This is a genomic window from Haloferula sp. A504 (assembly GCF_044385805.1).
GTDB lineage: Bacteria > Verrucomicrobiota > Verrucomicrobiia > Verrucomicrobiales > Akkermansiaceae > Haloferula.
The window spans coordinates 1-12226 of sequence record NZ_JBISBU010000094.1 but is presented as its reverse complement, the minus strand read 5'-3'; the positions used below and the strand labels follow the sequence as shown (position 1 = coordinate 12226).

The 12226-nt window shown below is 63.8% G+C and carries 11 protein-coding genes; 4 read left to right on the top strand and 7 right to left on the bottom strand.

Going from position 1 to position 12226, the window contains the following annotated elements:
• Positions 1-314 precede the first annotated feature (314 nt).
• The 4 genes from ACG2LG_RS22895 to ACG2LG_RS22880 form a co-directional block, all read right to left on the bottom strand.
• Positions 315-1133, bottom strand: coding sequence for a hypothetical protein (locus ACG2LG_RS22895; RefSeq protein ID WP_396263046.1), 819 nt, complete (start codon positions 1131-1133; stop codon positions 315-317).
• Positions 1134-1187: 54 nt separating this feature from the next.
• On the bottom strand, positions 1188-1610 hold the full coding sequence (locus ACG2LG_RS22890) for a type II toxin-antitoxin system VapC family toxin (protein WP_396263045.1): 423 nt from the start codon (positions 1608-1610) through the stop codon (positions 1188-1190).
• Complete coding sequence (locus ACG2LG_RS22885; RefSeq protein WP_396263043.1) at positions 1610-1852, bottom strand: FitA-like ribbon-helix-helix domain-containing protein; 243 nt, start codon at positions 1850-1852, stop codon at positions 1610-1612. The genes ACG2LG_RS22890 and ACG2LG_RS22885 overlap by 1 nt, the downstream gene beginning before the upstream one ends.
• Positions 1853-2010: 158 nt before the next feature.
• Entirely contained in the window at positions 2011-2415 is a 405-nt protein-coding gene (locus ACG2LG_RS22880; RefSeq protein ID WP_396263041.1) for a hypothetical protein, read from the bottom strand.
• Between ACG2LG_RS22880 and ACG2LG_RS22875 the strand changes: the two genes are divergently transcribed.
• The 3 genes from ACG2LG_RS22875 to ACG2LG_RS22865 all read left to right on the top strand — a co-directional run bounded on the left by ACG2LG_RS22875 (position 2311) and on the right by ACG2LG_RS22865 (position 6418).
• On the top strand, positions 2311-3009 hold the full coding sequence (locus ACG2LG_RS22875; protein ID WP_396263048.1) for a DUF3800 domain-containing protein: 699 nt from the start codon (positions 2311-2313) through the stop codon (positions 3007-3009). The two genes, ACG2LG_RS22880 and ACG2LG_RS22875, sit on opposite strands and share 105 nt — an antisense overlap.
• Before the next feature lie 182 nt (positions 3010-3191).
• Positions 3192-6134, top strand: coding sequence for a type I restriction endonuclease subunit R (locus tag ACG2LG_RS22870; protein WP_396263039.1), 2943 nt, complete (start codon positions 3192-3194; stop codon positions 6132-6134).
• Positions 6131-6418 (top strand): M48 family metallopeptidase, encoded by a 288-nt coding sequence (locus ACG2LG_RS22865; protein ID WP_396263037.1) that lies wholly within the window; start codon positions 6131-6133, stop codon positions 6416-6418. Before ACG2LG_RS22870 ends, ACG2LG_RS22865 begins: the two co-directional genes overlap by 4 nt.
• 6 nt (positions 6419-6424) lie before the next feature.
• Here the strand turns inward: ACG2LG_RS22865 and ACG2LG_RS22860 are convergent, their stop codons facing one another.
• Together ACG2LG_RS22860 and ACG2LG_RS22855 are read right to left on the bottom strand one after the other, a co-directional pair.
• Positions 6425-7894 (bottom strand): DUF1501 domain-containing protein, encoded by a 1470-nt coding sequence (locus tag ACG2LG_RS22860; RefSeq protein WP_396263035.1) that lies wholly within the window; start codon positions 7892-7894, stop codon positions 6425-6427.
• Entirely contained in the window at positions 7891-10752 is a 2862-nt protein-coding gene (locus ACG2LG_RS22855; protein ID WP_396263033.1) for a PSD1 and planctomycete cytochrome C domain-containing protein, read from the bottom strand. The genes ACG2LG_RS22860 and ACG2LG_RS22855 overlap by 4 nt, the downstream gene beginning before the upstream one ends.
• 222 nt (positions 10753-10974) lie before the next feature.
• Here ACG2LG_RS22855 and ACG2LG_RS22850 point away from each other — a divergent pair, with 222 nt between their 5' ends.
• Complete coding sequence (locus ACG2LG_RS22850) at positions 10975-11436, top strand: hypothetical protein (RefSeq protein WP_396263031.1); 462 nt, start codon at positions 10975-10977, stop codon at positions 11434-11436.
• An 85-nt stretch (positions 11437-11521) separates the two neighbouring features.
• Here ACG2LG_RS22850 and trmD read toward each other — a convergent pair.
• Positions 11522-12226 (bottom strand): tRNA (guanosine(37)-N1)-methyltransferase TrmD (trmD, locus tag ACG2LG_RS22845; protein WP_396263029.1); only part of this gene is annotated, 705 nt, incomplete at its 5' end.

The window sequence follows — 12226 nt, the reverse complement described above, 5'->3', positions numbered from 1 at the left end:
CGCCGAGGGTGCTCAAAAGCCGCTGATCTCATCTCTCACCGAGATCGAGCCCCCCATCGGCGAATCGCCACCGGGAGTATGAGAAATGCGGGTTAGAAGGAATGGCGCTTCCTTAAGCCAGGTTCCGGTCCGAAGGTCAAAGGTCTCAAGGTCGAAAATCAGAACCAATCACCCGGGCCGAATCCTCGGGAAACTTTGAACGCGAGGACTTTTGACCTTGGACCTTCAGGCCTTTGACCACGGCACCCTCAGCTTCCTCCAATCCTCAAAGTCCACTTAAAGAAGTGCCATTTATGTTAGGCAGGAAAAGCCGGTCAATCCGGGCTCCACCCGTCGATGAACTTCCGATCGTCTTCCGAGAGGATTTCGAGGGGGATGTCGGTGGTGCGGCCATTCACCCGGGCCGTGATCCGGTCACCCGAACGGCTGAGCAGGGTGGCCGTGATTCTCCGTCCGTCCTGGTGGGTGAGGGTGCGGTTGACCGGGTTGGCCCGCGACCCGCCGGCCATTCCGCTGCTGCGGTCACTTTCCTGGGGCAGTTTGCTTCGGATCTCGTTGAAGCCTTTCGATTCGTGGAGAAACAGGATGGCGTCGAGATTGAAGTTCTTCGAGCGGCCGTGGATGGTGAGTTCGTAGGTCTCGCCGGGCTTCAAGGTGTAAACCGGGTCCCACTTCTTGTGGTTGACGTCGAGCCTCTGGCACCAACCCCAGCCCTTGGCGTTCCCGCCAAACATCTTGGTGTCGCTTTCCAGAATCTTCTTCGGAGTGTTGTTGCCCGACTCGAAGTCCCCATCGAGGGCCACGAAGCAGTCGTTGCAGATGTCCTCCCGCTTCGAAACGAGGTTCTTGTGACCGCGAAGAACCAGGCTGTAGTTGCCGGCCTTCGACACGGTGAAGCGGTAGATCAGCGGCGAGTCGGGCGGGCCGGACTCCGGCTTGTTGCCGGTGAACTCGAGATGACCGGTGCCGGAGAATCCATCGACGGTGGTCATGAGCTTCCACTTGCCGAGCCGCGAGGCGGTGGACTCGGCTTCGATCATGACGACGCCCCCCTTTTCCTCGAAGACCGGGTGGTCGGCGGCGTCGGCGGGAAACACCAGGAGGAGGCTCAGGAGATATCGCAGCGATCCCACGGGAGACCCACGATGCACTGATGGCCGGGTTTTCCAAGTCGGGACCTGCGCACTTCACTTTGCCGGATACTCGAAGGGATTCACCAGAGCCACGTCGATCCCTTCGAAATCCCGGGTGTTGCGGGTGGCGAGGACGAGCTGGTGCTCAAGCGCGGTCGAGGCAATCAGCCCGTCGATGACGGGAAGCGATCGGATGGATTGAAGCTCTCCCCACCGCTCGGAGATCGCCGGGGTGATGGGCAGGATCTCGGGCGCGTAGTCGGTTTTCAGGGTTTCCAGCCACGATTCGAACACGGCGGCCTGCTCCGGCGACCGGCGTTTCAGCATGGCGATGCCTTTCCGGATCTCCCCGATGGCGAGGACACTGATGTGATGGGTTTCGTCGGCGTGGGCAGCCGCCCAAGCCCGGACGGCGGGTTTTGCGCGGTTGCCCTTGCGGAGTTCGCTCAGGACATTGATGTCGAGGAGGAAGGCCATCACCACGATAGCGGGCGGTCCTCGATTTCCCGCGAGCGGTCGAGGGGCAACTCGACGTCCGCAGCGGCAGGGCAGGCCGCAATGAACTCGATCAGGCTCGGTTTGGACTCCGTCGATCCCGTGAGCGCCTCGTGGAGAATGCGCCGGTGCTCCTCCTCCGCCGAGACCCCGTGCTCAGCCGCCCGCAGCTTGAGTTTCCGAACGAGGTCCGGAGGGAGTTTTCGGACGATCAATTGGCTCATGGCGTGACTATGCTATCAATGATAGCAGAAGGCAAGCAGAGGTTTGGCAGGGGAACGAGTCCAAGCCCGCAATCGATGCCCGATAGTCACGTTGCTGAATCGCTGTTCGAGGCTCTGGTAGGGGAAGGTGAACCGCTTTTGGCCGTAGCCGAGGAGGGTCAGGAGGCGGGGCTGGCGGCGGAATGTTCCGCAAGCACCGTGAGGGCGAATCGGTTGCCATTGTTGCGGGAACTTGTGGCCGCGAAGAGATAAAGGACTCCACCGCCTGCAGCCAGCCAGAAGAACGCAGGGATCGAGATGATGAGACTCGCTCCCAGGTAGCTGACAGCAAGAAGCAGGCTTAGAGTTGCGAGGTCTCTTGTAAGCAGAAACATCCGCTGCGCCTCGGAGATCGCAGGCGGATCGGGGCGTCCCAGTTTGAGCGCATCGACGATCGGCTCGCCGCGCGCTGCGCGGAGCTGAACCTGACGGGCGAGATCAAGTGGTCGAAGATTTCCGAGCCCTACGCCCCGAAGTATTGCGAGCTGATGGACCGCTTCTTCGAGGAAATGATGGCGGGCCACCTGAAGGTACGGATCATGTTCACGCAGAACGCCCGGGTGCCGACCCGCCTGACCGCCGAGCACCGCGACAACGAGTATTTCCTGCTCTACTACCAGTTCATCAAGCAGGCCTTCGGCCTGGATTGGATCCCACCGAACGAGCACCAACGGCGGCTGCGGCTTTACTTCGACCAGTTCCCCGACACCCGCGAGGTGGCGAGCCAGTTCAAGGGCTACATCCGCGGCCTGGAAGACTTCAAGCGTTTCCGGGAGATTCCCCTGACGATCGCCCGGCGCGACATCACCGAGGTGCGATCCCACGATCACCTCCTGCTCCAGTGCCTGGACGTGGTGCTCGGAGCGATGTCGTTCCGCTTGAATGACCGCCACAAGGCGAAGCCCCCCGGCAGCCGCGTCCGTGGCAAGCGAACCCGGGCCAAGGAGGGCGTTTACAAGCACATCCTCCGGCTCATCCGCGCGTGGCGACCGGGGTTCAATCCCGGCGTCTCGACCGGGCGGGAACGCCTGGAGGACAAGTGGGAGCATCCCTACCGGCACTGGCTCTTCGAATCCCTACACTCCACCTTCGATGGCACCCGCACCAAAAAGAAGTAGCGCCCGGCCTGACCTACATGTGAACTCGACGCATGGCGTTGAGCTTCGGTCAAGTGGGGCGCTGGGAAAGAGTCACCCACCGGTGCCCGCGTGTCAATTTGATACCGTGCACCCGCCCAAGTTTCTTGGGTTGAGCGACTTGCGAAATCTGCGACAACCCGTTGCAGAACCGTAGAACACCGATGGCGAAGAAGAAGAAGGGCATCCGTTACGGCGAGACGAGGACGGTGCAGGATCCGTTGGTGAAATACGCCGGCGAGATCGGCTGGAAGCGGGTGACGCGCGACGAGGCGTTGACCCTTCGCCGGGGCGAGGGCGGCCGGGTCTTCTATCCGGTGCTGGAAGACGCCCTGCTGCGGCTGAATCCCGGTCTGGTGACGATGGAGAACGTCGGCGCGGTGATCGCCAGAATCGAGTCGGCTCGGGACTCGATCGAGGGCAACCAGGAGGTGCTGTGCTGGTTGCGCGGAGAGCGGACGATCTACGACGAGACCGAGAAGCGGGATCGCAACGTGCGGTTGCTGGACGAGGGCGAGCTGGAGAACAACGTCTTCCAAGTCACCGACGAGTGGCAGTACACCAACGGCCTGAAGACGAACCGGGGGGACGTTGTGTTTCTCATCAACGGGATCCCCGTGGCGCTGGTCGAGACCAAGAATGCGAAGAAGCCGCACGCGCTGGAGGAGGGGCTGATCCAGATCCGCCGCTACCACCGCGAGACGCCGGAGATGCTGACCATGCCGCAGGTCTTCGACCTGACGCAACTGCTGGAGATCTTCTACGGTGCGACCTGGAGCACCGAGCGCAAGGGCCTGTTCAAGTGGAAGAAGGGTGCGGGCGGGGCGACGAGCTACGAGGCGCGGGTGAAGGCGTTTTTCGACCGCGAGCGGTTCCTCAAGCTGCTGTGTGAGTGGATCCTGTTCTTCGTGAAGGACGACGAGCTGCGGAAGGCGATCCTGCACCAGCACCAGACCCGCGCGGTGGAGAAGGTGCTCGATCGTTGTGCCGACCCGGTGAAGAAGGCGGGGCTGGTGTGGCACACGCAAGGCTCGGGCAAGACCTTCACGATGATCTGCACGGCGCGGATGCTGCTGGAGGATCCGGATCGTTTCGGTGGGCAGCCGACGGTGCTTCTGGTGATCGACCGCAACGAGCTGGAAGGACAGCTCCAGGGCTGGGTCGAGCGCATCCTCGCGGAGAGCGGCGTCGCCTTCGAGTATGCTCACACCAAGAAGCGGCTGAAGGAACTCTTCGCGGCGGATTTCCGCGGGCTGATCATTTCGATGATCCACAAGTTCGACAAGATGCCGAAGGACATGTGCACTCGGTCGAACGTGTTCGTGCTGATCGACGAGGCGCACCGCTCGACCGGTGGTGACCTCGGGAACTACCTGATGGCGGCGCTGCCGAACGCGACCTTGATCGGCTTCACCGGCACGCCGATCGACAAGACGGAGTATGGCAAGGGAACCTTCAAGGTCTTCGGCAAGGACGACGAGCAGGGGTATCTGGACAAGTATTCGATCAAGGAGTCGATGGAGGACGGCACCACGCTGCGGCTGCGCTACGCGCACGCGCCGTCGGAGATGACCGTCGATGGCGAGCTGCTGGAGAAGGAATTCCTGTCGCTGGCCGAGGGCGAGGGCGTGTCGGACGTCGATGAGCTGAACAAGATCCTCGACAAGGCGGTGAAGCTGAAGGCGTTCCTGAAATCCAAGGATCACGTCCGCTCGGTGGCGGCCTTCGTGAAGGAGCACTTCACGGAGAACGTCCAGCCTCTCGGCTACAAGGCATTCCTGGTGGCGGTGGACCGCGAGGCCTGCGCGCTCTACAAGCAGGCGCTCGACGAGCTGTTGCCGCCGGAGGTCACGGCGGCCGTTTACACCAGCGCCCACAATGACTCGGAGAAGCTGCCGCTCGTGCACAAGCATCAGCTCGGCCCTGACGAGGAGAAGACGGTGCGCAAGCAGTTCGCCAAGCCCGGTAGGGACCCGCAGATCCTGATCGTGACCGACAAGTTGCTCACTGGCTATGACGCGCCGGTGCTTTACTGCATGTATCTCGACAAGCCGATGCGGGACCACGTGCTGCTACAGGCCATCGCCCGGGTGAACCGGCCTTTCGAGCAGGAGGACGGAAAGAAACGCAAACCCTGCGGGCTGGTGATCGATTTCATCGGGATCTTCGGCAAGCTGAAGAAGGCGCTGAAGTTCGACTCGAAGGACGTGAGCGGGGTGATCGAGAACCTCGACGTGTTGTTCGCCGGATTTACGAAGCTGATGGCTGAGGATGCGAAACGTTATCTCGAACTGGCTGGCGACGGGGATGACGACAAGGCACTTGAGGCGGCGATCGATGCCTTCAGTAACAAGGAGGAGAGAGAGGAGTTTTTCTCCTGCTACAAGAAGATCGAGAGTCTTTACGAAATCCTCTCACCGTCACCGGATCTGTACGGCTTCATCGACGATTTCAGGCAGTTGGCTGCCCTTTATCAAGTGGTGCGGAACGCCTACGGGGATGAAACGACCTACTGGGGCGAGGTGGCGGCGAAGACCGAGAATCTGGTGCGGGACGAGGCGAGTGCCTACGTGGTCCGGCCGCGGAAGACCGTCAGGGTCGATGAGAACTTCCTCGCCGGCCTGGAGGAAAGCGGGGAGTCGGAGAACCACAAGATCATCAACTTGGTCCGGCTGCTGACCGCCGAAGCGGAGGAGAAGGGCGACAGCGAGCCATTCCTGATTCCGATGGCGGAGCGGGCGAGGCGCATCCTCGACGAGTACAGCAACGACCAGAAGCAGACCCGGAAGGCTCTGAAGCAACTGGAGGAGCTGGCGCAGCAGAAGGTGGAGGCCGAGAAGCAACGCCAAGAGATGGGGCTCGACGTGAACGTGTTCGCGATCTTCTGGGTGCTGAAGCAGGAGGGGCTGGCGGATCGTCGTGGGTTGGCGGAAGAAATCGACGCCGCTTTCGCGGCATTTCCGAACCACGAGCATCTCGCGGAGGAAAAGCGGCAACTGAAAGCTGAGATCTACAAATCGCTTCTCAAGGAAGTGGATGGAAAGCGCATGGTCGAAATCGCGGATCGGATCATCGGATTGAACCGGACCGAGGATCCCCGGAAATGAGCCCGGAGGCATTCAAGACGGAAGTCTGGCGCTGGGCGGAGTTGACGAAAACCGAACCCACCCAAGTTCGGGTCCAGCGGATGACGAGGAAATGGGCCTCGTGCTCGACCTCCGGGTGCCTGAGTTTTTCCAAGGAGCTGCTCCAGCAGCGGAAGGAGTTCCGGGATTACGTCATCGTTCACGAACTGCTGCACCTGAAGGTTCCGAATCACGGAAAGCTCTTCAAGAGGCTGCTCGATGCCTTCGTGCCGGGATGGGAGCGCTTGCCCGAGGTCAGGCGGTGAGCGTTTTCAAGCGATCACGTCCTTCACGACGCGCGAGTGCTTGGTCACGTTGCTGAGGCGCTGTTCGAGGCCCTGGAAGGGATAGGTGAAGCGCTTGTGATCGTAGCCGAGGAGGGTCATGAGGGTGGCGTGGAAGTCGTGGGCGCTGACCTTGTCGGCGACCGCTTCGTAGCCGATCGGGTCGGTCTCGCCGTAGCTGAAGCCGGGCTTCACGCCGCCACCGGCCATCCAGATGGTGTAGGCCGAGGGGCTGTGGTCGCGGCCGACGTTGCGCATCTCGACGCCGCCGCGGTTCTCGCGCATCGGGGTGCGGCCGAACTCGCCGGACCAGATGACCAGGGTTTCCTCGAGCAGGCCGCGCTGCCTGAGGTCCTTGAGCAGGGCGGCGATCGGCTGGTCGATCTCCTTGCACTTGTCGGCGAAGCCCTGGCGGAGGTCGGTCTGGGCGTTGGTGCCGTGCGAGTCCCAGCCCCAGTCGAAGAGCTGGATGTAGCGCACGCCGCGCTCGGCGAGGCGGCGGGCGAGCAGGCAGTTGTTGGCGAAGGACTCCCTGCCGGGCTGAGTCGCGTAGGCTTCGTGAGTTGCCTCGGATTCCTGGGAGATGTCGAAGGCGTCCGAGGCGTGAAGCTGCATGCGGAAGGCCATTTCGTACTGCGCGATGCGGGTCTCCGTCTCGGGGTCGCCGATCTCGGTGGCGACTCGCTGGTTGAGGCTGTTGAGGGCATCGAGCGTGCGTCGGCGCAGGCTGCGCGAGACGCCGTCGGGGTTGCCGAGGTAGAGGACCGGATCGCCCTGTGAACGGCATTGGACGCCCTGATAGACGCTGGGCAGGTAGCCCGAGCCCCAGACCGACTTGCCGGCATCGGGGTTCTTGCCGCCGGAGGTCAGCGCGATGAATCCCGGGAGGTTCTGGTTTTCCGATCCCAGCCCGTAGGTGGCCCATGCCCCGGCGGAAGGACTTCCGGGCAGCGGACTGCCGGTGTGGAGGAGCAACTGGGCCGGGCCGTGATTGAACTGGTCGGACCACATCGACTTGATGAAGCAGACCTCGTCGATGAGCTCCTCGAAGTGCGGCAGGCGGTCGGAAATCCACGCGCCGCTTTCCCCGGCCTGATGAAAGGGGTACTGCGAGCCGAGCATCTTGGGCACGCCCTGGATGAAGGCGAACTGCTTGCCTTCGAGAAATTCCTGCGGGCACTCCTTGCCATCGAGCTTGGCGAGGTCCGGCTTGTAGTCGAAGAGCTCGAGCTGGCTCGGGGCACCCGCCATGTGCAGGTAGATCACCCGCTTGGCCTTGGGCGCGAAGTGGGGGGCGTCGGGCAGGAGCGGGGCGGCCGGGTCCTTCTTCAGCTTCGCGCCGAGACCGGTCTGCGTGCCCATCCACAGCGCCCCGAGCGCCAGCGAGGATTCGCTGAGGAAGTGCCGGCGCGTCAGGTGGCGGACGCGGTCGTGGTGGAATTGCTGGAACAGGTTCATCGGTTCAACGCGAGATCGGAGTTGAGCAGGGTGTTGGCGACGAGGACGAGCGCCGCCTCGTTGGGGTTGCTGCCGAGCTTGGCGGACTCGTCGGGTGCCTTTTCGTACTCGGCCTTGGTTTCCGCGTGGAGGGTTGCGAGGATGTCGAGCTCCTCGGGAGTGGCGTCGCGCAGGGTGATCAGGCGGTATCCGTGGGCGAGCTGGATGCGGAGGTCGGACCCTGCCCCGCCCATGCGTTCGGCCAGTCCCTGGGCGAACTCGATGTGGGCCGGGTCGTTGAGCGTGACCAGCGCCTGCAGCGGCGTGTTGGTGGTCAACCGCCGCGGCAGGCAGACGTCGCGCGGCGAGGCGTCGAAGGTGAGGAAGGCTGGGTAACCGGCGGTGCGCTTGTGGTAGGTGTAGATGCCGCGCCGGTAGCGGTCGGGACCGGTCGAGGTCTTCCATTTGGCGCCGCTGTAAACCGAGTTCCAGACCCCTTCCGGCTGCGGCGGGAAGACCGGCTTGCCGCCCAGCTTGCGCTCGAGCAGGCCGGAGACCAGCAGTGCCTGGTCGCGCACCATTTCGGCGGTCAGCCGCTGGCGCGGACCGCGGGCGAGCAGGCGGTTGCGAGGATCCTTCTCGAGCAGTTCGGGCGTCGCCCGGTTCGACTGGCGGTAGGTGGCCGAGAGGACCATCTCGCGCAGGAAGGGCTTGAGGTGCCACTTGTGGTGGTCGCGCAGGCGCAGGGCGAGGAAGTCGAGCAGTTCGGGATGGGTGGGGACAGAGCCGGACGAACCAAAGTCCTCCTGGGTCTCGACGATGCCGGTGCCGAACACCTGGGCCCACAAGCGGTTGGCCAGGGTGCGCGCGGCCAGCGGATTCTTCTCGCCGACCAGCCAGCGGGCCATGTCGAGGCGGTCACCGGTGATGCCTTCGCCGCCGAAGACGGAGGGGACGCCCGGCTCGACCTCGTCGCCGCGGGTCATGCGGTTGCCGCGGATGAAGAGCCGGGTCGGCCGCTTGGCGGCTTCGGAGCGCTCGAGCATGACCGGGATCATCGTTCCGCCGATGCCGCGGTATTCCTTTTCGAGACCGGCGAGCTCGTCGCGGACCGCCTGATGAGCGGGAGAACCGACGTGCCGCACCAGGCGGTCGTCGCCGCTGGTCGCAATCTTGAAGCGGGGCAGGATGCAGCTCTGGCTTTCGTTGCAGGTGGCGCCGTGCCGGACGCGGATCTCCAGCCGCTCGCCCGCCTGCGGAGTCGCGCTTTCGCCGGGGATGAACCACGCGGTGCGGGGCTGATGCACCGCCGGGTATTCGCCGAATCCTCCCCCTCCGCCTTTCAGGGCTTCGCCCGGGAGATAGGGGCCGGCGAGGAAGTCGGCAGCGACTTCCTCGAACTTGATCGGGCGTTTCCCGCCCGTCGGCGAAACGTAGGCCGCTTCGAATCCGGAAATCACGGCGCCCTTTCCGCTCCACTCGGCCGGATCGTCCTGCTCCGGGAAGATCTCCACGCGGATCAACGACAGGGGCCGCGCCTCGGTTTCGAGCACGAAGACTCCGCGGTTCGGCGTGGTGCCGGAGGAAACCACGACACCATCCGGCTGCTGATCGAGCTTTCCGGTGTCCGGCTCGACCACGGTCTTGTCGAAGGAAAGAGTCTGCCAGTCGTCGACCTCCAGCGCCGCTTCGCGCAGCGGTCGATTGAGATCCTCATTACGCTGGCGGATCTGTTTTTCCAGGCGCACGACGTCCGCCTGCTGCGAGGGATTGTGGGCGACCTTGGTCTTCGGCCAGTCGTCGTTCCGGTCGATGTCCTCGGTGTTGTTGAAGAAGGCGAGGAAGCGGTAGTAGTCCTCGTGGGGGATGGGGTCGTAGGGGTGGGCGTGGCACTGCACGCAGCCCATGGTGGTCGCGTTCCACGCGGTCCAGGTGGTGTTGACCCGGTCGATCACCGCGGCGGTTCGATATTCCTCGTCGTCGGTGCCGCCCTCGGTGTTGTTCTGGGTGTTGCGGTGGAAGGCCGAGGCGATCAGGTCGCGCGGCTCGGGGTCTTCGATCAGGTCGCCGGCGAGCTGCTTGATGGTGAACTGGTCGAAGGGCATGTCCGCGTTGAAGGCGTCGATCACCCAGTCGCGGTAGGGCCAGATTTCGCGATGGGGATCCTTCTCGAAGCCGAAGGTGTCCGAGTAGCGGGCAAGGTCGAGCCACATCGCCGCCCAGTGCTCGCCGTAGGCCGGGGAGGCGAGCAGACGGTCGACCGCCTGCTCCATGGCGTCTTCAGGGTTCTGCGCTGCCGCTTTCCGGAAAGCTTCGAATTCCTCGAGCGTCGGGGGCAGGCCGGTGAGGTCGAGCGAGGCCCGGCGCAGCCACTCGGCACCATCGGCTTCGGGTGAAGGCTTCAGGTTTTCGGCTTCGAGTTTCGCCAGGATGAAGCGGTCGAGCTCCTGCTCGGGCCAGTCGCTGTCGGCGATGTCCGGCATTTCCGGCATCACCGGCGCCTGAAAGGCCCAGTGCTCGCCCCACTTGGCCCCCTCGCGAACCCATTCGGTCAGCGTTTCGACGTCGGCGTCCGAGAGCGGCTTGGGATGATGGTCGGGGGGCGGCATCCGGTCGTCCGGATCGTCGGTCAGGATCCGTCGGATCATTTCCGAGGCTGCGGGATCCCCGGGAACCACGACCGGCTTGCCGGACTCGCCCTTGCCCAGCACATCCTCGCGGTAGAGGAAGGACACCTCCCCCGCCATTTTCACGCCACCGTGGCAGGTGGTGCAGTTCTTGGTCAGGATCGGCCGGACATCGCGGTTGAAGTCGACACCCTGCGCCGACAGCGAGGCCGCTGTGACGAGCGTCAGAAAAGTTGGAAGGAGATGTGCCATCAAAGGTTCGCAGGCTACGCAGGATGGGGCCCAAGCCTTAGCAATTCTTTCGGATTCGGACGGATTTCCGGGGATGTTGACCGTTCTTGGCGATGGCTATCCATACATCCGGTCCGGATCCGATCAAATGGTTCGGAAAACCGGCGTCAGGATCACGAATGGAGTTCAAATGAACACTTTTTGGTTGACCTGTTGGCGTAGGGTGGGCTAGATCGCCCTGCCATGACAACGACTCTTGAGACCTCTCCCTCCGTCGATCGCCTCCCGGAACACGCCATTTACAAGCCCAACGGCAAAGGCAGCGGTGGGGTGATCCGTTTCGGCCTGAATCCCGACAAGGCCGCGGTTTTCGTCGATGCGGCCTCGCAGAGCGGCGAGCGGCAGTTCGATTGGGAGAACAAGTTCACCATGAAGTGGGGCCTGGCGGATCTTGGCGCGGCGCTGGCGGTGCTTCAGGGGCGGGAGTCCCAGACGAAGCTCTTCCACAAGACCGAGGCGGCGAACAGCGCCTTCGAGCTGCGGCTTCGGGACGACCCCGACCGCGCGCCCTACCTGATGGGGCTCTCGCGCCAGGAGTCGGCCGACAAGTCGGTGCGCAAGGTGGTGATTCCCGTGACCCATGCCGAGGCGGCGGTGCTCGAGCAAGTGCTCGCCGCCGCGGTGCGGCGCCTGGTCGGCTGGTAAGCCCGGTCGTTCGGTTGGACTCCGCACGGGCAAGGACCGCGCGAGGCCACTCGCGCATCGACTCGTTCATGCGGCGGAACGAACCCTACGGCTCGCCGAGGAGGTCCGGGCGGTTGGCGCGGGTGCGTTCGAGGGCTTGCTCCTTTTTCCACGCCTCGATCTTGGCGTGGTGGCCGGAGAGGAGGACTTCGGGGACCACCAGTCCGCGAAACTCGGCCGGCTTGGTGTAGGCGGGCGCTTCGAGCAGGGTCGGGTCGGAGAACGATTCGTCTTCGGGTGAGCGTTCGTCGCCGAGGGCACCGGGGAGGAGTCGCACGATGGCGTCGGTCACCACCGCCGCGGCGATCGCGCCATTGGTCAGGACGTAGTCGCCGATGGAGAGTTCGAGGTCGACGAGCTCCTCGATCACCCGGTGATCGACCCCCTCGTAGTGGCCGCAGACGATCAGGAGATGGCCGCCCTTTTCCGAGAGTTCGCGGGCGACGGCCTGCTTGAAGACCTTCCCCTGCGGGGTCATGAGGATGACCGTGGTGGCTTCGGTCTTCAGTTCCTCGATCGCGGCGAAGAGTGGCTCGGGCTTCAGCAGCATCCCCTGGCCACCGCCGCAGAGGTAGTCGTCGGTGCGGCGGTGCTTGTCGGTCGCCCAGTCGCGCAGGTTGTGAGCATGGATTTCGACGATCCCGGCGGCGCGTGCCCGCGAGATGATGCTCTCGCTCAGCGGCGCGAGCGCGATCTCGGGGAAGAGGGTGAGGATGTCGATCTGCATGAGTGGCGGCGGATTACATCCGCC

Bases quoted from the DNA above. Each gene is read 5' to 3' on its own strand.
- ACG2LG_RS22890 (WP_396263045.1), bottom strand. From the start codon at position 1,610: ATGGCCTTCCTCCTCGACATCAATGTCCTGAGCGAACTCCGCAAGGGC.
- ACG2LG_RS22885 (WP_396263043.1), bottom strand. From the start codon at position 1,852: ATGAGCCAATTGATCGTCCGAAAACTCCCTCCGGACCTCGTTCGGAAA.
- ACG2LG_RS22870 (WP_396263039.1), top strand. From the start codon at position 3,192: ATGGCGAAGAAGAAGAAGGGCATCCGTTACGGCGAGACGAGGACGGTG.
- ACG2LG_RS22865 (WP_396263037.1), top strand. From the start codon at position 6,131: ATGAGCCCGGAGGCATTCAAGACGGAAGTCTGGCGCTGGGCGGAGTTG.
- ACG2LG_RS22860 (WP_396263035.1), bottom strand. From the start codon at position 7,894: ATGAACCTGTTCCAGCAATTCCACCACGACCGCGTCCGCCACCTGACG.
- ACG2LG_RS22855 (WP_396263033.1), bottom strand. From the start codon at position 10,752: ATGGCACATCTCCTTCCAACTTTTCTGACGCTCGTCACAGCGGCCTCG.
- ACG2LG_RS22850 (WP_396263031.1), top strand. From the start codon at position 10,975: ATGACAACGACTCTTGAGACCTCTCCCTCCGTCGATCGCCTCCCGGAA.